Source organism: Pseudomonas sp. GD04019 (assembly GCF_029837695.1).
GTDB lineage: Bacteria > Pseudomonadota > Gammaproteobacteria > Pseudomonadales > Pseudomonadaceae > Aquipseudomonas.
Map to the genome: position 1 here is coordinate 493,077 of NZ_JAOEEA010000001.1, position 19,847 is coordinate 512,923.

Consider the following 19,847-nt stretch of genomic DNA (forward strand, 5'->3'; position numbering starts at 1 on the left):
CGGTGGTCGACCATCGCCTTCTATGCTGTGCCCCTCTGCCCCTGAAGAGCCCTGTCCATGCTGTCGCTACTGTTCACCGTCTATCTGAAGATGCTGGTCCTCTACAGCCCGTTCTTCGTGCTGTCCTGCTTCATCAGCCTGACCCCGGGCTACAGCGCCAAGGAGCGCAAGAGGCTGGCCTGGAAGGTGGCGCTCGGCACCCTGGTGTCCAGCGTGCTGCTCTACCTGTTCGGCCAGACCATTTTCGAGATCTTCGGCATCACCGCCGACGCCTTCCGCATCGGCGCCGGCAGCGTGCTGTTCATCTCCGCGCTGGGCATGGCCCAGGGCAAGTCGGCGGTGCAGGCCGACAACGTGCAGCAGGACGTCACCATCGTACCGCTGACCATTCCGCTCACCGTCGGGCCCGGCACCATCGGTGCGCTGCTGGTGATGGGCATCAGCCAGCCGGAGTGGGACGACAAGCTCTCCGCCATCATCGCCATCGCCATTGCCAGCGCCACCGTCGGCCTGGTGCTGTATCTCTCCGACAAGGTCGAGCGCCTGCTCGGCCAGCAGGGCCTGCAGATTCTCAGCCGCCTGATGGGCCTGTTCGTCTGCGCCCTGGCCGCGCAAATTATCTTCACCGGCGTGCGCGGCTACCTCGCCCCCTGACCCCGCCCTCTCCTGGCGCACCAGCACAGCCCGCCGGCCCACAAACGGGGCGGCGGTGCGCCTCCGCACGCCCTATAAAAAGCAAAATAACTTACGAAACAATCACTTAACGAACTGGCACAACATCTGCTCTGGAAATTCCAACTTGGATACAAGAAGGAACCGAGAAAGATGTCCCACAGCGGATTCGGCTGGACCCTGGGCGAATGGCAACAGGCCTATCGCAGCGAACAACTGCAACCGAGCGTGCTCGCCGAGCTGCTCGCGCAACTGGCGAGCGACGATCCGGCCTGGATAAGCCTGGCCACACCGATCCAGCTGCAGGCCCAACTCGACGCCCTCGCCGAGCGCCTGGCCGCCGTCGAAGATGACTTGAGCAAGCTGCCGCTGTACGGCGTGCCCTTCGCCATCAAGGACAACATCGACGCGGCAGGATGGAAAACCACCGCCGCCTGCCCCGAGTTCGCCTACACGGCCGAGCAGGACGCCCATGTGGTCGCCAAGCTGCGCGCCGCCGGCGCCATCGTCATCGGCAAGACCAATCTCGACCAGTTCGCCACCGGCCTGGTCGGCACGCGCTCGCCCTACGGCGCGGTGCCCAACAGCTTCAACCCGGATTACGTCAGCGGCGGTTCCAGCTCCGGCTCGGCAAGCGTGGTGGCGCGCGGCCTGGTGCCCTTCGCCCTGGGTACCGACACCGCCGGCTCAGGCCGCGTGCCGGCCGGTTTCAACAATATCGTCGGGCTCAAACCGACCAAGGGCTGGCTGTCCACCACAGGCCTGGTACCGGCCTGCCGCAGCCTGGACTGCATCTCGGTATTCGCCCTGACCGTGGCCGACGCCCAGGCCGTGGCCAACATCGCCGGCGGCTATGACGCCAGCGATGCCTACAGCCGCAAGAACCCCAACAACGCCAAGGTCGGCATGCCGGCCAAGCCGCGCCTGGCCGTGCCGGCGGCGCCCGAGTTCTTCGGCGATGCCGGCAACCAGCAGGTCTTCGAGCAGGCGCTGGGCAAGCTGCGCGAGCTGGGCGCCGAGCTGGTGGAGATCGACTTCAGCCCCTTCCAGCAACTGGCCGAGCAGCTCTACTACGGTTCCTGGGTCGCCGAACGCACGGTGGCGCTGGAAGCTGTCGAGCCCGCCCACATCAACTCGGTGGTGCGCGGCATAGTCGCCAACGGCGAGAAATACAGCGCCTGCGATGCCTACAAGGCCGAGTACATCCGCGCCGAGCTGGCGCGCCAGATCAACGACGCCCTGGCCGGTTTCGACGCTCTGGTGGTGCCGACCTCGCCGACCATCCGCACCTTGGCCGAGATGGAGGCCGAGCCTGTGCTGTTCAACAGCCAGTTCGGCACCTACACCAACTTCACCAACCTCGCCGACCTGTCTGCCCTCGCTGTACCCGCAGGCCTGCGCGCCGATGGCCTGCCGGCCGGCATCACCCTGCTCGCCCCGGCCTGGCACGACCAGGCCCTGGCCGCCCTCGGTCGCCGCTGGCAGGAATTCCTCGCTCTGCCACTGGGCGCCACCGGCCGCTCGCTGCCGGCCCAGACTGTATCCGCCCAGGCACCGGGCAGCGTGCGCGTGGCCGTGGTTGGCGCACACCTCACCGGCATGCCGCTCAATTTCCAGCTACTCACCCGCGACGCGGTGCTGGTCGAGCAGACCACCAGCGCCGCCAGCTACCGGCTGTATGCCCTGCCCGGCACCGTGCCGCCCAAGCCGGGCCTGGCGCGGGTCAGTGAGGACGGCGCCGAGATCATCGTCGAGCTGTGGGATGTACCGCAGGCGCGCTTCGGTGAGTTCGTCGCCGAGATCCCGCCGCCGCTGGGCATCGGCAACCTGCAGCTGGCCGACGGCCGCTGGGTCAAGGGCTTTATCTGCGAGCCCTATGCGCTGGCCGGCGCCCGCGACATCACCAGCTTCGGCGGCTGGCGCGCCTTTATCACCAGCCTCAAGGGCTGAAGACATGTCCAAGCGCGTGGCACCACCCAGCCTGGCCGACGGCATCTACCGGCAGTTGAAGGAGGACATCTTCGAATTCCGCCTGCTGCCGGGTGATCGCTTCAGCGAGGGCGAGGTGGCCGAACGGATGGCGGTCAGCCGCACGCCGGTGCGCCAGGCGCTGTACCGGCTGCAGCGTGAGGGCTACCTGCAGGTGCATTTTCGCAGCGGCTGGCAGGTCAGCCCGCTGGACTTCGAGCAGTTCGAGGAGTTCTACGACCTGCGCACCCTGCTCGAACTGGAGGCGGTACGTCGCCTGTGCCAACGCCCCGAAGCCGAGCCGAGCCCCGCACTGCAACAACTCAGTTGCACCTGGTTGGTGCAACCCGAGCAGCGCCTGCGGGATGGCAGGGCGGTTTCCCTGCTCGACGAACAGTTCCACTGCCAGCTGGTGGAGGCCGGCGGCAACCGCGAGATGGCCCGCGTGCACCTGGAGGTCACCGAGAAGATCCGCATTCTAAGGCGCCTGGACTTCACCCAGACGCCACGGATTACCGCCACCTACAACGAACACGGACGGATTCTCGGCGCGATCCTCGCGCGCCGATGCGAAGAGGCACAGCTATTGCTCAGGACCCATATCGAGGAGAGCAAGGCGGAAGTGCGCAAGCTCACTCTGCACATGCTGCACAGCGCCCGACAGAAGGCGCAGGCGGCGCAGGGCGAGCGCGATGACCTTGGTTCCACTGCCAGAACGGATAACAACAACCCAGCAGTTCAACACTCAAGTTCGTGAATGGAGATCGCACTATGCAACGTCGCAGCCTGATCAAGGCCTTCACCCTTTCCGCTTCCATCGCCGCCATGGGCATGACCTGGACCGTACAGGCCGCCGAGACCATCAAGGTCGGCATCCTGCACTCGCTGTCCGGCACCATGGCCATCTCCGAGACCTCGCTGAAAGACATGGCGCTGATGACCATCGACGAGATCAACGCCAAGGGCGGCGTCAATGGCAAGCAGCTGGAAGCGGTGGTGGTCGACCCGGCCTCCAACTGGCCGCTGTTCGCCGAGAAGGCACGCCAGCTGCTGACCCAGGACAAGGTCGACGTGGTCTTCGGCTGCTGGACCTCGGTATCGCGCAAGTCCGTGCTGCCGGTATTCGAGGAACTCAACGGCCTGCTGTTCTACCCGGTCCAGTACGAAGGCGAAGAGATGTCGCCGAACGTCTTCTACACCGGTGCGGCGCCAAACCAGCAGGCCATCCCGGCCGTCGAGTACCTGATGAGCGAAGACGGCGGCGGCGCCAAGCGCTACTTTCTGCTCGGCACCGACTACGTCTACCCGCGCACCACCAACAAGATCCTGCGCAGCTTCCTGCATTCCAAAGGCGTGCAGGACAAGGATATCGAAGAGGTCTACACCCCCTTCGGTCATAGCGACTATCAAACCATCGTCGCCAACATCAAGAAGTTCTCCGCCGGCGGCAAGACCGCGGTGATCTCCACCGTCAACGGCGACTCCAACGTGCCGTTCTACAAGGAACTGGCCAACCAGGGCATCGAAGCCACCGACATCCCGGTGGTGGCCTTCTCGGTCGGCGAGGAAGAACTGCGCGGCATCGACACCAAGCCGCTGGTTGGCCAGCTGGCGGCCTGGAACTACTTCCAGTCGGTGGACAACTCGGTCAACACCGCCTTCGTCGACAAGTGGAAGGCCTATGCCAAGGCCAAGAACCTGCCGAACTACCAGACCGCGGTGACCAACGACCCGATGGAAGCCACCTACGTCGGCATCAACATGTGGGCCCAGGCCGTGGAAAAGGCCGGTACCACCGACGTCGACAAGGTGCGCGAGGCCCTGGCCGGCCAGACATTCGCCGCGCCGAGCGGCTACACCCTGACCATGGACAAGACCAACCACCACCTGCACAAGCCGGTGATGATCGGCGAAGTCCAGGAGGACGGTCAGTTCTCCATCGTCTGGCAGACCGAAGGCCCGCTGCGCGCCCAACCGTGGAGCCCCTTCATCCCCGGCAACGACAAGAAGCCGGACTACGCGGTGAAGTCCAACTGAGCTGAGTGAGGCTTTCGGGGAGTCCGCGTGCGTCATGGCATCCCCAGCCCCTCTCCCATGAGGCGAGGGGTGACGGAGCGCCAGCCACCGTAGACCTCTCATGGCACCACACGCTTCCCCTCTCCCTCCGGGAGAGGGGCCAGGGGAGAGGGTGTGTCAGCCGACACCGATCTCTCTCGGGCTCGTAGCCCGGATGCAATCCGGGAATCGCCTCCGGATTGCATCCGGGCTACGGCCACCTGCAAAGGACTCATCCGCAATGCCCACTGCCCTTTACCGAATCCTGCTGTCACTGGCGCTGCTGCTGCCACTGACCGCCCATGCCGGCGACGCCAGTGACTTCGTCGCCGCCAACCCGACCAAGCAGGCCAAGCTCCTCGAGAGCTGGGCCGCACAGCCCGATGCCACTCGCCAGCCGCTGCTCGATGCCTTGCAGGCCGGCCGCCTGGCCGCCGACAGCGGCAAAACCGCCTTTATCGAACAGGACGGCCAGTTCGTCGCCGCCGAGGGCGAGGCTCAACCCGCCTCACCGCCGAAGAAGCTGCGCCTGAACAACCGCCTGCGCGGCCTGCTGGCCAACGTGCAGGCCAGCCAGCAACTGCTCGCCGCAGAACCGGCCACGCGCCTGGCCGCCGCCCAGCAGCTGCAGAAGAGCGCCAAGCCGGCCCAGCTGGAACTGCTGAATGCCCGCGTCGCCGGCGAACAGGACGACAGCGTGCGCGCCGCCCTGGCCCTGGCCCTGGCCAACCTGCAGCTGGTCGATCCCGACCCGGCCGTGCGCCTGAGCGCCGTGCGCCTGCTCGGCGAGAGCGGCGACCCGCTGGCCCGCACCCGCCTGGAAGGCCTGCTGGCCGAAGGCGTGGAAAGCGACGCCGCCGTACGCACCGCCGCCGAGACCAGCCTGGCCCAGGTCAAGCGTCGCCTGCTGGTTGGCGAGCTGCTCGGCCAGGCGTTTAGCGGCTTGAGTCTTGGCAGCATCCTGCTGCTCGCCGCCCTTGGCCTGGCCATCACCTTCGGGCTTCTGGGCGTGATCAATATGGCCCACGGCGAGATGCTGATGCTCGGCGCCTACACCACCTACATGGTGCAGATCGCCTTCCAGAAATTCGCTCCCGGCTACCTCGCCCTCTACCCGCTGGCCGCCCTGCCGGTGGCCTTCTTCGTCACCGCCGCCATCGGCATGGCGCTGGAGCGCACGGTGATCCGCCACCTCTACGGCCGCCCGCTGGAAACCCTGCTGGCCACCTGGGGCATCAGTCTGATGCTGATCCAGCTGGTGCGCGTGGTGTTCGGCGCGCAGAACGTCGAGGTCGCCAACCCCGGCTGGCTGTCCGGCGGCGTGCAGGTGCTGCCGAACCTGGTACTGCCTTACAGCCGCATGGTGATCATCGGCTTCGCGCTGTTCGTGGTGGCACTGACCTGGCTGCTGCTGAACAAGACCCGCCTGGGCCTCAACGTCCGTGCCGTCACCCAGAACCGCAACATGGCCGCCTGCTGCGGCGTGCCGACCGGGCGGGTGGACATGATGGCCTTCGGCCTCGGCTCCGGCATCGCCGGCCTCGGTGGCGTGGCCCTGAGCCAGATCGGCAACGTCGGCCCGGACCTGGGCCAGAGCTACATCATCGACTCCTTCCTGGTGGTGGTACTCGGCGGCGTCGGCCAACTGGCCGGTAGCGTGCTGGCCGCCTTCGGCCTAGGCATCGCCAACAAGCTGCTGGAGCCGCAGATCGGCGCCGTGCTCGGCAAGATCCTGATCCTCGCGTTGATCATTCTGTTCATCCAGAAACGTCCGCAAGGCCTCTTCGCTCTCAAGGGACGGGTGATCGACTGATGACCGCGACCCTTATTGCGCCATCGACCGTAGGGCGGGTGAAACCCGCGCGACAGATCGAACGCATCGCTGCAGCCGCGGGTTGCACCCGCCCTACGGATTTAAAGGACGAGTGACAGATGAATGCGATTAATCAAACGCTGCTGGCGCGAGCCAGCAATGCCATCGGGCCGAAAGCCTCGCTAGCAGTTGGTGGACTGGTCCTTGCCATCCTGCTGGCCATGCCGCTGCTGCACCTGCTGCCGGCGGACAACGCCCTGCACGTCTCGGCCTATGGCCTGACCCTGGTCGGCAAGATCCTCTGCTACGCCATCGTCGCCTTGGCGCTGGACCTGGTCTGGGGCTACGCCGGCATGCTCTCGCTGGGCCACGGCCTGTTCTTCGCCCTCGGCGGCTACGCCATGGGCATGTACCTGATGCGGCAATCGGCCGGTGACGGCCTGCCGGCCTTCATGAGCTTCCTCGCCTGGAGCGAGCTGCCCTGGTACTGGTACGGCACCAGCAACTTCCTCTGGGCCTTGTGCCTGGTGGTGCTGGCGCCCGGCCTGCTGGCCCTGGTGTTCGGCTTCTTCGCCTTCCGCTCGCGGATCAAGGGCGTGTACTTCTCGATCATGACCCAGGCGCTGACCTTCGCCGGCATGCTGCTGTTCTTCCGCAACGAGACCGGCTTCGGCGGCAACAACGGTTTCACCAACTTCCGCACCATCCTCGGCTTCGATATCACCGCGCCGGGCACCCGCGCCTTCCTGTTCTTCTGCACCGTACTGCTGCTGGTCGGCAGCCTGGCGCTGGGCTTCATGCTGGCGCGCAGCAAGTTCGGCCGGGTGCTGACGGCGCTGCGCGATGCGGAGAACCGCCTGATGTTCTGCGGCTACGACCCGCGCGGCTACAAGCTGTTCATCTGGGTATTGAGCGCAGTGTTGTGCGGTCTGGCCGGCGCGCTGTACGTGCCGCAGGTAGGCATCATCAACCCCAGCGAGATGTCGCCGACCAACTCCATCGAGGCCGCCATCTGGGTCGCCCTCGGCGGGCGCGGCACGCTGATCGGCCCGCTGCTCGGCGCCGGCCTGGTCAACGGCATGAAGAGCTGGTTCACCGTGGCCTTCCCGGAATACTGGCTGTTCGCCCTCGGTGCGCTGTTCATCGTCATTACGCTGTTCCTACCAAACGGCGTGATCGGTCTGATCAAGAGGAAGTCATCATGATCGCTACTGCGCATTTCATCTGCGGCGTTGCGCGGTGCTCGCTCCTCGCCGTACCCGCTCGTACTGCCTCGTCGCTGTGCGCCGCGCGCCTTGCAGCTGAAATTGCTCGCGACGCGCTCCTGACGATTTCCACGGAGAAGGACCAATGAGAGCCACTCCGGTACCCGAATTCATGCTCGAACCCGCCTTCGACCCGGCCGGCAGCGGCCGCGATGCAGTCGGCCTCGGCAGCGCCGCGGCCAAGGGCCTGGATGTGCGCCACGGCACCATCCTCACCCTGGAAGGCATCAACGTCAGCTTCGACGGCTTCCGCGCCATCACCGATCTCAACCTGTACATCGGTGTCGGCGAACTGCGCTGCATCATCGGCCCCAACGGCGCCGGCAAGACCACCATGATGGACGTGATCACCGGCAAGACCCGCCCGGACAACGGCCATGCCTACTTCGGCGAGACCCTCGACCTGACGCAGATGAGCGAGGTCGAGATCGCCCAGGCCGGCATCGGCCGCAAGTTCCAGAAACCCACGGTTTTCGAGGCGCTGAGCGTGTTCGAGAACCTGGAGCTGGCGCTGAAGACCGACAAGTCGGTGTGGGCCAGCCTGCGCGCCAAGCTTTCCGGTACGCAGAAAGACCGTATTGAGGAAGTGCTCAGCACCATCCGCCTGGAAGGCTCGCGGCATCGTCCGGCCGGGCTGCTGTCGCACGGCCAGAAGCAGTTCCTCGAGATCGGCATGCTGCTGGTCCAGGACCCGCAACTGCTGCTGCTCGACGAGCCGGTAGCCGGCATGACCGACGCCGAAACCGAGTTCACCGCCGAGCTGTTCAAGTCGCTGGCGCGCAAGCACTCGCTGATGGTGGTCGAGCACGACATGGGCTTCGTCGGCACCATCGCCGACCACGTCACCGTGCTGCACCAGGGCAGCGTGCTGGCCGAGGGCTCACTGGAAGATGTGCAGGCCAACGAACGGGTGATCGAAGTCTATCTCGGCCGCTGACTAATGATCCGCTGATGGTTCCCACGCTCCAGCGTGGGAACCCCTCCCGGGACGCTCCGCGTTCCAGCGACGCAAAGCGTCGCCCGATGCATACCCACGCAGAGCGTGGGCACGATCAGACAAGGACAAAGACCATGCTGCAAGTCCAACAGCTTCACCAGTACTACGGCGGCAGCCACATCCTGCGCGGCCTGTCCTTCGAGGCCAAGGTTGGCGAAGTCACCTGCCTGCTCGGGCGTAACGGCGTGGGCAAGACCACCCTGCTGAAATGCCTGATGGGCCTGATTCCGGCCAAGGAAGGCAGCATCAACTGGGAAGGCCAGACCATCAACGGCCACAAGCCGCACCAACGTGTGCACGCAGGCATCGCCTATGTGCCGCAGGGCCGCGAGATCTTCCCGCGCCTGACCGTGGAGGAGAACCTGCTGATGGGCCTGTCCCGCTTCGGCGCCAGCGAGGCCAAGACCGTCCCCGAGTTCATCTACGAGCTGTTCCCGGTGCTGCGCGAGATGAAGCAGCGCCGTGGCGGCGACCTCTCCGGCGGCCAGCAGCAACAGCTGGCCATCGGCAGGGCGCTGGCCAGCAAGCCGCGCCTGCTGATCCTCGACGAGCCCACCGAGGGTATCCAGCCCTCGGTGATCAAGGAGATCGGCGTGGTCATCCGCAAGCTCGCCGAGCGCGGCGACATGGCCATCCTGCTGGTCGAGCAGTTCTACGATTTCGCCGCCGAGCTGGCCGACCAGTACCTGGTGATGAGTCGCGGCGAGATCGTCCAGCAGGGCCGCGGCGAAACCATGGAAGCGGATGGCGTGCGTGGCCTGGTGGCGATCTGAATAACGACGCTCCACCAGGACTTTGCGCATAATCGGCTCCTCTCCCCGCTGGATGCCGGCACCGATGACCGCACTGCGCCACCTGCCGCTCCCCCTCTGCGCCGTGCTCGGCTGCGCCATGGTCATCTATGGCGGCAGCCTGCCGGACTACTGGCTGCGTCGCTCCATGCCTGAGGGCATGGAGCCAGCCTATCCGCTGCAGTGGGTGCTGCTGTTCTGCGCCATCACGCTGGCCGAGTGCGGCTTGCTGCTGGCCGTGCTGCGGCCCCGGTCGTACTGCCGCTCCTGGGGCCGCGCTTGGTGCGCCACTCTGCTGGCAATACCGCTGGCGCTGTTCTGGATAACCGGCGTGCTGCATTCGCCACCGCACTATGGCCTGCATCTGCAGTGGTGGCTGCTGGTGTGCGCCGCTCTGCTAGTACTGAGCCTGTACTCCAGCATCGCCGCCTGGCTGCACAAACGCGCTGAGGCCCGTCGCTGAACAACCCCGATCGAGCCCCCGCGCAGCGTTTTTCCGCCAGCGGTTACTGCAACGAATCCACCAGAAAATTCAGCCGCGCCGGCTGCTCGCCATCCAGGCCGGGCAGTTCGGCTTCATCCTTCAGACTGACGCCCGACAGCTTGCGCCGGCAGGCCTCGCGCATCAGGTACAGCAGCTTGTGCGCGGCCAGGCCGTAGCTGAGGCCCTCCAGGCGCACGTTGGAGATGCAGTTGCGGAAGGCGTCGGTCAGCCCGACCTTCGGCGCATAGGTGAAGTACAGGCCGAGGCTGTCCGGCGAACTCAGGCCCGGACGCTCGCCGATCAGGATCACCACCATCTTCGCGCCGAGCAGCTCGGCCACCTCGTCGGCCACCGCCACCCGTCCCTGCGGCACCAGGCACAGCGGTGCCAGCGACCAGTCGTACGCGGCCATCTGCTCGCGCAGGCGCTGCAGGAATGGCTGGCTGTGGCGCTGCACGGCCAGGGCCGAGAGGCCATCGGCGATCACGATAGCCAGATCGTAGCCGTCGGGATGCTTGGCGCGATGCTGGCGCAGTAGTTCGACCGAGGCCGCATCCAGCCGCCGGCCCAGATCGGGGCGTTGCAGGTAGGTATGCCGGTCCGCCGCCGCGCTGTGCAGCAGCAGCGCTTGCTGGCCATCGCCGCCGAGCTGCGCGGCCAGCGCGGAACAGTCCAGCGGCAGGTGCACGGCATCGCGTGCCTGGGCATGCGCGAACTGGAAGTCCAGCTGCGCATCGGTCGGCAGGCTGGTGCCGGCGCGGCCCAGGGCGATGCGCGCCGGGGTCAGGCGGCGCAGTTCCTGCCAGGGATTGTCGATGGCACCGCTCAGTGGCTTGTCGTCTTTCAACGCTTGTTTCCTTGTGTAGCTCCCGCGGGTTGCACCCGCCCTACACGTCGTAGGGCGGGTGCAACCCGCGCAATCATCTAGCCCAACTGCGCCAGCGCCTGGCGAAATGCCGGCGGCAGGTTGCCGCCGAGGCGCACCTGGCCATCGCGCTGGGAGAGGATTTCCATGCGCTCCAGCCACGCCTCGAACTCCGGCGCCGGGCGCAGGCCAAGCACCTGACGGGCGTAGAGCGCGTCGTGGAACGAGGTGGTCTGGTAGTTGAGCATCACGTCGTCGGAGCCGGGGATGCCCATGATGAAGTTGATGCCGGCCGTGCCGAGCAGGGTCAGCAGGGTGTCCATGTCGTCCTGGTCGGCCTCGGCGTGGTTGGTGTAGCAGATGTCGCAGCCCATCGGCACGCCGAGCAGCTTGCCGCAGAAGTGATCCTCCAGGCCGGCGCGGATGATCTGCTTGCCGTTGTACAGGTACTCGGGGCCGATAAAGCCGACCACGGTGTTCACCAGGAACGGTTTGTAGTGGCGCGCCACCGCGTAGGCGCGCACCTCGCACGTCTGTTGGTCGACGCCGTGGTGGGCGTTGGCTGACAGTGCGCTGCCCTGGCCGGTCTCGAAATACATCAGGTTGTCGCCCAGCGTCCCGCGCTGCTGCGACAGCCCGGCCTCGTAGCCCTCCTGCAGCACCTGCAGGGTGATGCCGAAGCCGGCGTTGGCCGCCTCGGTGCCGGCGATGGACTGGAACACCAGGTCCACCGGCGCGCCGCGCTCGATGGCCGCGATGGAGCTGGTGACATGGGTCAGCACGCAGGCCTGGGTGGGGATCTCGTAGCGCTGGATGATCGCGTCGAGCATCTTCAGCAGATCGGTGAGCGCGCCCAGGCTGTCGGTGGCCGGGTTGATGCCGAACATGGCGTCGCCGTTGCCGTAGAGCAGGCCGTCGAGAATGCTCGCGGCGATGCCGGACGGGTCGTCGGTCGGGTGGTTGGGCTGCAGGCGCGTGGACATGCGTCCGCGCAGGCCCATAGTGTTGCGAAAACGGGTGACCACGCGAATTTTCTGCGCCACCAGGATCAGGTCCTGCACGCGCATGATCTTCGACACCGCCGCCGCCATCTCCGGCGTCAGTCCGGGAGCCAGGGCACGCAGGCTGGCCTCGTCGGCGCGCTCGCCGAGCAGCCAGTCGCGGAAGCCGCCGACAGTGAGATGGGCGACCGGGGCGAAGGCCGCCGCGTCATGCGTGTCGATGATCAGCCGGGTGATCTCGTCGTCTTCGTAGGGAATCAGTGCCTCGCTCAGGAAGTGCTTGAGCGGGATATTGGCCAGGGCCATCTGTGCGGCGACACGCTCGGCATCGCTGCTGGCGGCCACGCCGGCCAGGTAGTCGCCGGAGCGCGCCGGGCTGGCCTTGGCCATGACCTCGCGCAGGCTGTCGAAGCGCCAGGTGTGATGGCCGACGGTGTGGCTGAAACTGGCCATGGGTATCTCCTACGAACCTGCTCAAAGTCTGCTGCGCGTCGGGCCTGCTGCGTTAAAAGCCGGCCGGGACTCGGCGTCTCAGAATGCTCATTTACCACTCGTAAACTGCGCTTCCTCGCCGACTTTTGCCTTGCATGCCTCTAGCTCGCGAGCCTTTGAACAGGTTCTGAAAATGTCCCGCCGTTGCCGGCGGGCGTGGATCTATTACGGTTGCAGCAGAGCGTCGGCCGGCACGGCGTCGCGCTGGGCGCCGGTCAGCAGGAAGTACACCATGCCGATGCTCATCAGGCCGAGGAACAGCAGCGCGATGGTGCCGTTGAACCAGATCATCGCGGCCAGGCACACCAGCGCCAGGACCAGGGCGATGCCCGGCACCACCGGGTAGCCCGGTGCCTTGAAGGTGCGCTCCAGGTGCGGCTCGCTCTTCCGCAGCTTGAACAGGCTGAGCATGCTCATGATGTACATGACGATGGCGCCGAACACGCTCATGGTGATCATCGCGGCGGTCAGGCTCATGCCCTGCAGGGCGATCAGGCCGTCGCTGTAGATCGCCGCGATACCGACCAGGCCACCGGCGATGATGGCGCGGTGCGGGGTGTGGAAGCGCGACAGCTTGGCCAGGGCCGGCGGCAGGTAGCCTGCGCGAGCCAGGGCGAAGAACTGCCGCGAGTAGCCGAGGATGATGCCGTGGAAGCTGGCCACCAGGCCGAACAGGCCGATCCACACCAGCATGTGCAGCCAGCCGGAGTTCTCGCCGACCACGGTTTTCATCGCCTGCGGCAGCGGGTCGTTGATACCGGACAGGGCCTTCCAGTCGCCCACGCCACCGGCCATCACCATCACGCCCATGGCCAGGAACACCAGGGTCAGGATGCCGGCGATATAGGCGCGCGGGATGGTGCGTTTCGGGTCCTTGGCTTCCTCCGCGGCCATGGCTGCCCCCTCGATGGCGAGGAAGAACCAGATGGCGAACGGAATCGCGGCGAAGATGCCGGCGATGGCAGGCATGCCGAACACGTCGCTACCGGCCCAACCGTTGAGCACGAAGTTGCTGAAGCTGAAGCCCGGTGCGACCACGCCCATGAATACCAGCAGCTCGACTACCGCCAGCACGGTGACCACCAGTTCGAAGGTGGCGGCGATGCTGACGCCGAGGATGTTGAGGGTCATGAAGATGAGGTAGGCACCGACCGCCGCCAGCTTCGGGTCGAGCCCGGGGAACTGCACGTTGAGGTAGGCGCCGATGGCCATGGCGATGGCCGGCGGCGCGAAGACGAATTCGATCAGGGTGGCCATGCCGGCGATCATCCCGCCGGTGGGGCCGAAGGCACGGCGGCTGTAGGCGAAGGGTCCGCCGGCGTGCGGTATTGCAGTGGTCAGTTCGGTGAAGCTGAAGATGAAGCAGCTGTACATCGCCGCCACCATCAGCGTGGTGACCAGGAAGCCCAGCGTGCCCGCCACGCCCCAGCCATAGCTCCAGCCAAAATATTCCCCGGAAATCACCAGACCCACGGCGATGCCCCACAGATGCAGGGTGCCGAGCGTCGGTTTCAGTGTCGTTGTTGTCATTGCCCATTCCTCGATGTGAGAGCCACGTCAGACGTCGATCGCTTGGCGAGGATATCCAGCCGACCCCGGCCGAGACTTGACCTTGCAAAGTCCGCGCACGGCTGCAGAGTCAAGTCGCCAGATGGGCTACAAGCCGCTCTGCGCCGGGCCTTTGCGCCACATGAGTGCATTTCGCCGAACGCCCGCCCCAAGGCAATGCACAACCATTCTGATCAGGCGATCAACTTGCTCATCTAGAGCCTTCGCCGAGGGGGCATGAGTATTGCTAAACGTTACCTATCTCTCTGATGCGCACCGCCCATGTCGCTGAACATTCCTCATCCGCTGGCCATGACCGATGCCCCAAGCAATCTCGGCGTGCTGTCGGCCGCCGCCAGCGGACTGGATCGTTTCATCGGCCTGCAGGGCGGCGACGCCGAGCGGGTCTTCGGCGTCGCCGGCATCGATCCCGACCTGCTGCTGCACCCGACGCTGAGCCTGAGCCTGAGCAACTACTGCAAGGTGCTGGAGGAAGCGGCCACGCAATCGGGCTGCGACAACTTCGGCCTGCGCTACGGCCAGCAGTTCCAGCCCCGCGCCCTCGGCCTGCTCGGCTACGTCGGGCTGTGCTCGGACAGTCTGGAACAGGCGCTGCAGAACTTCGCCCGCGCCTTCCCCTATCACCAGCACGACACGCTGATCCGCCTGGTGGATATCGGCGAGTGCTACCGCTTCGACTATCAGGTGCGCCACCCGGCGATCCTCGACAAGCGCCAGGACGCCGAGCTGACCATGGGCATGGCGCTGAACCTGGTGCGCCATGTGCTGGGCCCGACGTGGGCACCGCGCGCGGTACTGTTCGAACACGGCAAACCGGAGGGCTGGCGCGAGCATCAGGCGGTGTTCGATGCGCCGATACTGTTCGACCAGCCGTGCAACGCCCTGCTGATCCCCAAGCGCGACCTGGCCGGCCAGTTGATGCCCGAGCGCGACCCGGTGCTGCTGATGCTGGTGCAGGACGCCATCGCCCGCCTCGGCGGCCAGCAGCACCAGCAGTGCCTGGTCGACCAGGCCCGCGGCCTGGTGCGCGATGCGCTGCCGCTGGGCGCGCCGGCGCTGGAACAGATTGCCGCGCACCTCGGCCTGACGCCCGCGGCGTTGCAGCGGCGCCTGCGCGAACGGAACCTGTGCTTTTCTGCGCTGATCGACCAGGTGCGCCGCGAACTGGCCCTGCACTACCTGCGCCGGCGCCTGCCGGTCAGCGAACTGGCGCCGCTGCTCGGCTATTCCGAGACCAGCGCCTTCTCCCGAGCCTTCCGCCGCTGGTTCGACACCAGCCCGCGGCAATGGCTGCAGGCATCCACGGCCTGAGCCTATGCAGCCACTCGTCAGCGCGCTATACACTGGCGCACCGCCCTCCCCGGCTGGATGCCTTCGATGAACGCCCCCGTTAGCCCGATCCTGTTTACCCCCGCCTGGCACGCCGAGCTGGAGCTGGCCTATGCCCGCCAACAGGACTGGACGCGCCCGGTGCTGCGCCGCCACCTGGGCCCGCTGCGCGTGCAAAAACACCTGCACGCCGAGGGCCCGCAGGTCTGCCAGCACATCATCGTGCACCCGCCCGGCGGCATCGCCGGCGGCGATACCCTGGACATATCGGTCGAGGTTGGCGAACGGGCCTGGGCCCAGCTGACCAGCCCCGGCGCGGCCAAGTGGTACCGCGCGGCCAGCAGCGCGAAGCAATCGCTGGCCCTGCGCGTGCGCCCCGGCGCGACCCTGGAGTGGCTGCCACAGGAAACCATCGTCTACGCCGGCGCCCGCGCCGAGCTGAGCACCCGCATCGAGCTGGAAGGCGACGCCCGCCTGTTCTACTGGGACATCGTCGCCCTCGGCCGTCCTGCCGCAGCCGAGCGCTTCGACGACGGCCACTTCCAGGCGCGCCTGGACGTGCTGCGTGACGGCCGCCCGCTGTGGCACGAGCGCCAGCGTATCGACGGCGATGACGGTCTGCTCGACTCGCCCATCGGCCTGGCCGGCCAACCGGTGTTCGCCACCCTGCTGGTCAGTGGCGAGATCGATGCCGAGCTGCTGGAGCGCTGCCGCGAGCTGGGCTGCCCGGCCGGCAACACCGTGCGCGGCGACCTGACTCAACTGCCGGGCCTGCTGGTGGCCCGCTGCCTGGCCAGCGAGGCGCTGCACGCGCGCGCCTGGCTGATCGAACTCTGGCGCCTGTTGCGCCCTGCCCTGCTCGACCGCGAGGCCGTGCCCCCGAGAATCTGGAGTACCTGATGGCTTTCACATCGTAGGGTGGAAAACCGCGCAGCGTTTTCCACCAACAACCGGCGGATGTAAAAAGCGACATCCACCCTACGCCGCACCTCAACGACTAGCGGCGTTGTCACGCATGACTGGAGCAATACGATGGATCTTTCGCCCCGCGAAAAGGACAAGCTGCTGATCTTCACTGCCGGCCTGGTCGCCGAGCGCCGCCTGGCGCGTGGCGTGAAGCTCAACTACCCGGAAGCCATGGCACTGATCTCCGCCGCCCTCTTGGAAGGCGCCCGCGACGGCCAGACCGTGGCCGAGCTGATGCACTTCGGCACCACCCTGCTGACCCGCGAGCAGGTGATGGAGGGCGTGCCGGAAATGATTCCGGAGATCCAGATCGAGGCCACCTTCCCCGATGGCACCAAGCTGGTCACCGTCCACCAACCTATTGCCTAAATAGCGTAGGGCGGGTGAACCCGCGTCACAGGTATGCGGGCTTACCCGCCCTACGTCAGGAAGCCACATGATCATTCGCGACGCCCTGGCAACCGATCTGCCGACCCTGCGCGACATCTTCAACGACGCGGTGCTCAACACCACGGCGATCTGGATGGACAACACCGTCGACCTGACCAACCGCCAGGCCTGGTTCAGCGCCCGCGCGCAGCAGGGCTACCCGATCCTGGTGGCCGAGAACGCCGCCGACGAGGTGGTCGGCTACGCCTCGTTCGGCGACTGGCGCCCCTTCGACGGCTTCTGCAACACGGTCGAACACTCGGTCTACGTGCGCGCCGACCAGCGCGGCAACGGCCTCGGCCCGCTGCTGATGACCGCACTGATCGCGCGCGCCAAGGTCTGCGGGAAGCACGTGATGGTCGCCGCCATCGAGAGCGGCAACGCCGCCTCGGTGCGCCTGCACGAACGCCTCGGCTTCGTCACCACCGGGCAGATGCCGCAGGTGGGCCGCAAGTTCGGCCGCTGGCTGGATCTGACCTTCATGCAACTGATCCTCACCCCGGAGCGCAGCGCACCATGACGCTGGCCATTCAGCGTCTCGCCGCGGCGGACTTCGAGCGTTACCGCGCGGGGCTGATCCGGCTATTGCTCGACGCCGTGGCGCATGACGCCTCGGTGGGCTTTCTCGCCGACCTCGATGCGGCCGAGGCTTCTGCCTATTTCGACCAGGTGCTGGTCGGCCTGCGCGATGGCTCGCAGCTGCTCTGGGTCGCCCAGGACAACTCACAGGTGCTGGGCAGCGTGCAGCTGGCCCTGTGCCAGAAACGCAACGGCCTCAACCGCGGCGAAGTGCAGAAGCTGCTGGTACACAGCAGTGCCCGCCGTCGCGGTATCGCCCGCGCGCTGATGCTGCATCTGGAGCGTGAGGCCGCGGCACTCAAGCGCGGCCTGCTCTACCTCGACACCGAGGCCGGCAGCGAAGCCGAACCCTTCTATCAGGCGCTGGGCTACACCGGCATCGGCGGCCTGCCCGACTACGCCTGCGGCCCGGACGGTACCTACCGGGCCAACGCCATCTACTACAAAACCCTGTCGAGACCCCAGCCATGATTCCCGGCGAATACCAGATTCAGGACGGCGAAATCGAACTCAATGTCGGCCGCCGCACCCTCAGCGTCACCGTGGCCAACAGCGGCGACCGGCCGATCCAGGTCGGCTCGCACTTCCACTTCTTCGAGACCAATGACGCACTGACCTTTGATCGCGGCCCCACGCGAGGTATGCGCCTGAACATTCCGGCCGGCACCGCAGTGCGCTTCGAGCCGGGCCAGTCGCGCGAGGTCGAGCTGGTCGAGCTGGCCGGCGGCCGCAGCGTCTACGGCTTCGCCGGGCGGGTGATGGGCAAGCTCTGAAACCTGATTTTCGTAGGGTGGAAAACGCCACTGGCTTTTCCACCATGGACTGATCGGTGGATGGCTGCGGCCATCCACCCTACGCGAGACGGAACGCATGAAGATTTCCCGCCAAGCCTACGCCGACATGTTCGGCCCCACCGTCGGCGACAAGGTGCGCCTGGCCGATACCAACCTGTGGGTCGAGGTGGAGCAGGACTTCACCACCTACGGCGACGAGGTGAAGTTCGGCGGCGGCAAGGTGATTCGCGACGGCATGGGCCAGAGCCAGCTGTGTGCCAAGGACGTGGTCGACACGGTGATCACCAACGCGCTGATCATCGACCACTGGGGCATCGTCAAGGCTGACGTCGGTTTGAAGGGCGGACGCATCGCCGCCATCGGCAAGGCCGGCAACCCGGACATCCAGCCCGACGTGACCATCGCCATCGGCGGCGCCACCGAAGTCATCGCCGGCGAGGGCATGATCCTCACCGCCGGCGGCATCGACACCCACATCCACTTCATCTGCCCGCAGCAGATCGAAGAGGCCCTGATGAGCGGCACTACCACCATGATCGGCGGCGGCACCGGGCCGGCCACCGGCACCTTTGCCACCACGGTCACGCCCGGCCCGTGGCACATGGCGATGATGCTCAAGGCCGCCGACGCCTTCCCGATGAACATCGGCTTCACCGGCAAGGGCAACGTCTCGCTGCCCGAGCCGCTGATCGAGCAGGTAAAAGCCGGCGCGATTGGTCTGAAGCTGCACGAGGACTGGGGCACCACGCCGGCGGCCATCGACAACTGCCTCGCCGTCGCCGACCAGTACGACATCCAGGTGGCGATCCACACCGACACCCTCAACGAATCCGGCTTCGTCGAGACCACCCTGGGCGCGTTCAAGAACCGCACCATCCACACCTATCACACCGAGGGTGCCGGCGGCGGCCACGCGCCGGACATCATCAAGGCCTGCGGCTTCCCCAACGTGCTGCCCAGCTCGACCAACCCAACGCGGCCGTTCACCCGCAACACCATCGACGAACACCTGGACATGCTGATGGTCTGCCATCACCTCGACCCGAGCATCGCCGAGGACGTGGCCTTTGCCGAAAGCCGCATCCGCCGCGAGACCATCGCCGCCGAAGACATCCTGCATGACCTCGGCGCGTTCTCCATGATCAGCTCCGACAGCCAGGCCATGGGCCGCGTCGGCGAGGTGATCACCCGCACCTGGCAGACTGCCGACAAGATGAAGCAGCAGCGCGGCGCCCTGCCTGGCGACGGCCCGGGCAACGACAACTTCCGGGTCAAGCGCTACATCGCCAAGTACACCATCAACCCGGCGATCACCCACGGCATCAGCCACGAAGTGGGCTCCATCGAAATGGGCAAGTTCGCCGACCTGGTGCTGTGGCGCCCGGCGTTCTTCGGCGTGAAGCCAACGCTGATCCTCAAAGGTGGGGCGATTGCCGCCAGCCTGATGGGCGACGCCAACGCCTCGATCCCGACGCCGCAGCCGGTGCACTACCGACCGATGTTCGGCAGCTACGCCGGCATGCTCCATGCCACCAGCCTGACCTTTATCAGCCAGGCGGCGATGGATGCCGGAGTACCGGAGAAACTCGGCCTGCAGAAGCAGATCGGCGTGGTCAAAGGCTGCCGCACGGTGACCAAGGCCGACCTGATCCACAACGACTACCTGCCAAGCATCGAGGTCGACCCGCAGAACTATCAGGTCAAGGCCGACGGCCAGCTGCTGTGGTGCGAGCCGGCCGAGGTGCTGCCGATGGCGCAGCGCTACTTCCTGTTCTGAG

Annotated in this window: 20 protein-coding genes; 17 read left to right on the forward strand and 3 right to left on the reverse strand. The window is 66.3% G+C overall.

What is annotated here, in order from left to right:
* Positions 1 to 57: 57 nt before the first annotated feature.
* The 10 genes from N7607_RS02270 (at position 58) to N7607_RS02315 (ending at position 10,024) form a co-directional block, all read left to right on the forward strand.
* On the forward strand, positions 58 to 654 hold the full coding sequence (locus N7607_RS02270) for a MarC family protein (protein WP_192396595.1): 597 nt from the start codon (positions 58 to 60) through the stop codon (positions 652 to 654).
* A gap of 171 nt (positions 655 to 825) precedes the next feature.
* Positions 826 to 2,622: an allophanate hydrolase gene (atzF, locus tag N7607_RS02275; RefSeq protein WP_279866984.1), complete on the forward strand. Its 1,797-nt coding sequence runs from the start codon at positions 826 to 828 to the stop codon at positions 2,620 to 2,622.
* A gap of 4 nt (positions 2,623 to 2,626) precedes the next feature.
* On the forward strand, positions 2,627 to 3,397 hold the full coding sequence (locus tag N7607_RS02280) for a GntR family transcriptional regulator (protein ID WP_279866983.1): 771 nt from the start codon (positions 2,627 to 2,629) through the stop codon (positions 3,395 to 3,397).
* Positions 3,398 to 3,411: 14 nt separating this feature from the next.
* Positions 3,412 to 4,677 carry an urea ABC transporter substrate-binding protein gene (urtA, locus tag N7607_RS02285; protein WP_279866981.1) on the forward strand — a complete coding sequence of 422 codons (1,266 nt, stop codon included), beginning with the start codon at positions 3,412 to 3,414 and terminating at the stop codon, positions 4,675 to 4,677.
* A 259-nt stretch (positions 4,678 to 4,936) separates the two neighbouring features.
* Positions 4,937 to 6,508: an urea ABC transporter permease subunit UrtB gene (gene urtB, locus N7607_RS02290; protein WP_279866979.1), complete on the forward strand. Its 1,572-nt coding sequence runs from the start codon at positions 4,937 to 4,939 to the stop codon at positions 6,506 to 6,508.
* A gap of 119 nt (positions 6,509 to 6,627) precedes the next feature.
* Positions 6,628 to 7,713, forward strand: a complete 1,086-nt coding sequence (gene urtC / locus N7607_RS02295) for an urea ABC transporter permease subunit UrtC (RefSeq protein ID WP_279866978.1) — start codon at positions 6,628 to 6,630, stop codon at positions 7,711 to 7,713.
* On the forward strand, positions 7,710 to 7,862 hold the full coding sequence (locus N7607_RS02300; RefSeq protein ID WP_279866977.1) for a hypothetical protein: 153 nt from the start codon (positions 7,710 to 7,712) through the stop codon (positions 7,860 to 7,862). The genes urtC and N7607_RS02300 overlap by 4 nt, the downstream gene beginning before the upstream one ends.
* Positions 7,859 to 8,710 carry an urea ABC transporter ATP-binding protein UrtD gene (urtD, locus tag N7607_RS02305; protein WP_279866976.1) on the forward strand — a complete coding sequence of 284 codons (852 nt, stop codon included), beginning with the start codon at positions 7,859 to 7,861 and terminating at the stop codon, positions 8,708 to 8,710. The genes N7607_RS02300 and urtD overlap by 4 nt, the downstream gene beginning before the upstream one ends.
* Positions 8,711 to 8,844: 134 nt before the next feature.
* The gene (urtE, locus tag N7607_RS02310) at positions 8,845 to 9,543 is read left to right on the forward strand and encodes an urea ABC transporter ATP-binding subunit UrtE (protein ID WP_279866974.1); all 699 of its coding nucleotides are present in this window, start codon (positions 8,845 to 8,847) and stop codon (positions 9,541 to 9,543) included.
* Positions 9,544 to 9,607: 64 nt separating this feature from the next.
* Positions 9,608 to 10,024: a hypothetical protein gene (locus N7607_RS02315; protein WP_279866972.1), complete on the forward strand. Its 417-nt coding sequence runs from the start codon at positions 9,608 to 9,610 to the stop codon at positions 10,022 to 10,024.
* 43 nt (positions 10,025 to 10,067) lie between these two features.
* Here N7607_RS02315 and eutC read toward each other — a convergent pair whose 3' ends face one another.
* The 3 genes from eutC to eat all read right to left on the reverse strand — a co-directional run bounded on the left by eutC (position 10,068) and on the right by eat (position 13,933).
* Positions 10,068 to 10,892 carry an ethanolamine ammonia-lyase subunit EutC gene (eutC, locus tag N7607_RS02320; RefSeq protein WP_279924011.1) on the reverse strand — a complete coding sequence of 275 codons (825 nt, stop codon included), beginning with the start codon at positions 10,890 to 10,892 and terminating at the stop codon, positions 10,068 to 10,070.
* Between the two features lie 77 nt (positions 10,893 to 10,969).
* Positions 10,970 to 12,364, reverse strand: coding sequence for an ethanolamine ammonia-lyase subunit EutB (locus tag N7607_RS02325; protein WP_279924012.1), 1,395 nt, complete (start codon positions 12,362 to 12,364; stop codon positions 10,970 to 10,972).
* Positions 12,365 to 12,568: 204 nt separating this feature from the next.
* The gene (gene eat / locus N7607_RS02330) at positions 12,569 to 13,933 is read right to left on the reverse strand and encodes an ethanolamine permease (protein ID WP_279869029.1); all 1,365 of its coding nucleotides are present in this window, start codon (positions 13,931 to 13,933) and stop codon (positions 12,569 to 12,571) included.
* 300 nt (positions 13,934 to 14,233) lie between these two features.
* On the opposite strand from eat, the gene N7607_RS02335 reads away from it, so the two are divergent.
* The 7 genes from N7607_RS02335 to ureC all read left to right on the forward strand — a co-directional run bounded on the left by N7607_RS02335 (position 14,234) and on the right by ureC (position 19,846).
* Positions 14,234 to 15,283: an AraC family transcriptional regulator gene (locus N7607_RS02335; protein WP_279869027.1), complete on the forward strand. Its 1,050-nt coding sequence runs from the start codon at positions 14,234 to 14,236 to the stop codon at positions 15,281 to 15,283.
* Between the two features lie 66 nt (positions 15,284 to 15,349).
* Positions 15,350 to 16,201, forward strand: a complete 852-nt coding sequence (locus N7607_RS02340; RefSeq protein WP_279869026.1) for an urease accessory protein UreD — start codon at positions 15,350 to 15,352, stop codon at positions 16,199 to 16,201.
* A gap of 132 nt (positions 16,202 to 16,333) precedes the next feature.
* A complete protein-coding gene (gene ureA / locus N7607_RS02345; protein WP_279869024.1) occupies positions 16,334 to 16,636 on the forward strand; it encodes an urease subunit gamma in 303 nt (100 codons plus the stop codon).
* Positions 16,637 to 16,703: 67 nt separating this feature from the next.
* On the forward strand, positions 16,704 to 17,216 hold the full coding sequence (locus N7607_RS02350; RefSeq protein ID WP_279869022.1) for a GNAT family N-acetyltransferase: 513 nt from the start codon (positions 16,704 to 16,706) through the stop codon (positions 17,214 to 17,216).
* Positions 17,213 to 17,746, forward strand: a complete 534-nt coding sequence (locus N7607_RS02355) for a GNAT family N-acetyltransferase (protein ID WP_279869020.1) — start codon at positions 17,213 to 17,215, stop codon at positions 17,744 to 17,746. The genes N7607_RS02350 and N7607_RS02355 overlap by 4 nt, the downstream gene beginning before the upstream one ends.
* On the forward strand, positions 17,743 to 18,048 hold the full coding sequence (locus N7607_RS02360) for an urease subunit beta (protein ID WP_279869018.1): 306 nt from the start codon (positions 17,743 to 17,745) through the stop codon (positions 18,046 to 18,048). The genes N7607_RS02355 and N7607_RS02360 overlap by 4 nt, the downstream gene beginning before the upstream one ends.
* Before the next feature lie 97 nt (positions 18,049 to 18,145).
* Positions 18,146 to 19,846, forward strand: coding sequence for an urease subunit alpha (ureC, locus tag N7607_RS02365; RefSeq protein ID WP_279869017.1), 1,701 nt, complete (start codon positions 18,146 to 18,148; stop codon positions 19,844 to 19,846).
* Position 19,847 lies beyond the last annotated feature (1 nt).

Coding starts and splice junctions, on each gene's coding strand:
- N7607_RS02270 (WP_192396595.1), top strand. CDS start 58: ATGCTGTCGCTACTGTTCACCGTCTATCTGAAGATGCTGGTCCTCTAC.
- atzF (WP_279866984.1), top strand. CDS start 826: ATGTCCCACAGCGGATTCGGCTGGACCCTGGGCGAATGGCAACAGGCC.
- N7607_RS02280 (WP_279866983.1), top strand. CDS start 2,627: ATGTCCAAGCGCGTGGCACCACCCAGCCTGGCCGACGGCATCTACCGG.
- urtA (WP_279866981.1), top strand. CDS start 3,412: ATGCAACGTCGCAGCCTGATCAAGGCCTTCACCCTTTCCGCTTCCATC.
- urtB (WP_279866979.1), top strand. CDS start 4,937: ATGCCCACTGCCCTTTACCGAATCCTGCTGTCACTGGCGCTGCTGCTG.
- urtC (WP_279866978.1), top strand. CDS start 6,628: ATGAATGCGATTAATCAAACGCTGCTGGCGCGAGCCAGCAATGCCATC.
- N7607_RS02300 (WP_279866977.1), top strand. CDS start 7,710: ATGATCGCTACTGCGCATTTCATCTGCGGCGTTGCGCGGTGCTCGCTC.
- urtD (WP_279866976.1), top strand. CDS start 7,859: ATGAGAGCCACTCCGGTACCCGAATTCATGCTCGAACCCGCCTTCGAC.
- urtE (WP_279866974.1), top strand. CDS start 8,845: ATGCTGCAAGTCCAACAGCTTCACCAGTACTACGGCGGCAGCCACATC.
- N7607_RS02315 (WP_279866972.1), top strand. CDS start 9,608: ATGACCGCACTGCGCCACCTGCCGCTCCCCCTCTGCGCCGTGCTCGGC.
- N7607_RS02325 (WP_279924012.1), bottom strand. CDS start 12,364: ATGGCCAGTTTCAGCCACACCGTCGGCCATCACACCTGGCGCTTCGAC.
- eat (WP_279869029.1), bottom strand. CDS start 13,933: ATGACAACAACGACACTGAAACCGACGCTCGGCACCCTGCATCTGTGG.
- N7607_RS02335 (WP_279869027.1), top strand. CDS start 14,234: ATGTCGCTGAACATTCCTCATCCGCTGGCCATGACCGATGCCCCAAGC.
- N7607_RS02340 (WP_279869026.1), top strand. CDS start 15,350: ATGAACGCCCCCGTTAGCCCGATCCTGTTTACCCCCGCCTGGCACGCC.
- ureA (WP_279869024.1), top strand. CDS start 16,334: ATGGATCTTTCGCCCCGCGAAAAGGACAAGCTGCTGATCTTCACTGCC.
- N7607_RS02350 (WP_279869022.1), top strand. CDS start 16,704: ATGATCATTCGCGACGCCCTGGCAACCGATCTGCCGACCCTGCGCGAC.
- N7607_RS02355 (WP_279869020.1), top strand. CDS start 17,213: ATGACGCTGGCCATTCAGCGTCTCGCCGCGGCGGACTTCGAGCGTTAC.
- N7607_RS02360 (WP_279869018.1), top strand. CDS start 17,743: ATGATTCCCGGCGAATACCAGATTCAGGACGGCGAAATCGAACTCAAT.
- ureC (WP_279869017.1), top strand. CDS start 18,146: ATGAAGATTTCCCGCCAAGCCTACGCCGACATGTTCGGCCCCACCGTC.